The organism is Corynebacterium sp. LK2590, assembly GCF_040946105.1.
In the GTDB taxonomy this organism is placed as follows: Bacteria; Actinomycetota; Actinomycetes; order Mycobacteriales; family Mycobacteriaceae; genus Corynebacterium.
In genome coordinates, this window is the sequence record NZ_JAYWMH010000015.1 from 1 (window position 1) to 1,306 (window position 1,306).

Below are 1,306 nucleotides of genomic sequence, written 5' to 3' on the forward strand. Positions count from 1 at the left end.
TGAAGTGCCCCGGGTTTTGTTCCTAGGCATTTGCCTTGTGTTTTATTATGTCGTGGCTTGGGTGGTGTTCCCAAAATTCGGTTTCCACCTCAGCCGGCGTATGGTAGCCGAGGCTCTGGTGCAGTCGTGATTCGTTCCACCAAGTGACCCACTCGAACGTGGCTATTTCCACGTCGACCACGTCGTTCCATGTGCGGGTATGGATGATTTCGTTCTTGTAGGAGCCGTTGACGTTCTCAGCCAGAGCATTGTCATAAGAATCCCCGACAGTTCCGGTGGAAGCGGCAATCCCGTGCTGGGCAAGTCGCTCGTTGTAGACCACGCTGACATACTGTGAGCCGTGATCCGAATGGTGAATGAGCCCTGTTGTTTCCTCAGCACACACGATCGCCTGGTTAAGAGCTTGCAACGGTAACGCTTCCGTCCGCATCGAGTCTGATAACGCCCACCCAACGATCCGTCGAGAGTAAACGTCGGTGACAAACGCGGCGTACACAAAGCCTTTCTTCGTGCGCACATAGGTAATGTCGGCCACCCACAGTTTATTCGGGCCCTGAGCTTTAAACTCACGCTCGACCAAGTCTGGGCGCAGATCAGGCACATTAGGCTTACGGGTAGTGAGAGGTGATCTGCCTTTGCCTTTGCCAGAAACGCCGGCTAGGCGCATCAACCGAGCAGTTTGTTCACGACCGATATCAATTCCGCCACGGCGGAGAGCATGCCACATTTTCCGCACACCATAAACACCGTAATTATCCCGATGAACAGCACTAATGCGTTCAACCAGCACAGCATCGCGAAGGCGACGAGCACTTAATCCACGGGCCTTGGACTGGCGATACCCACGCGAGGTGATAAACCCACCAGCCCGGTTATTTTTCAACGTCTTACAGATGAACTCGACGGAAAAACTACTCCGGTATTCATCGATGAACCGGATCATTTCCGACGTTGTGGGTCGAGTTCCGACGCGAAAAAAGCTGAGGCAGCTTTCAGCAGCTCGTTAGTGTCGCGAAGCTCTTGAATTTCACGGCGTAGCCTAGCGTTTTCGGCGGCCAAATCTTCAGGCACAGGATCTGGGATGTTTCCTGCACGGCGGGCCTGCTGAGTCCATTGACGAGCTGTGTGCCATGAAACCCCCAGCTTTGGAGCTACTACCTGGCACGCGGCTTGCATCGACATATTTTCCGCCAAGATGCGGTCTTCCACAAGACGGACCACACGGTCCTTGGCATCCTGGTCAAATTTCCTTGGCATGTTCCAGATTTTCCCATCTACTCAAACGGAACAAAACCTGGGACACTTC

Annotated in this window: 1 protein-coding gene; it reads right to left on the bottom strand. The window is 53.6% G+C overall.

The window, feature by feature from the left end; genetic code table 11:
- Positions 1–22: 22 nt before the first annotated feature.
- Positions 23–1,257 (bottom strand): IS3 family transposase gene (locus tag VVR85_RS11150; protein WP_368520936.1). Its coding sequence is split into 2 segments (ribosomal slippage): positions 23–969 and positions 969–1,257, totalling 1,236 coding nucleotides; the frame shifts between segments, so codons are not numbered across the junction.
- Between the last annotated feature and the right edge of the window lie 49 nt (positions 1,258–1,306).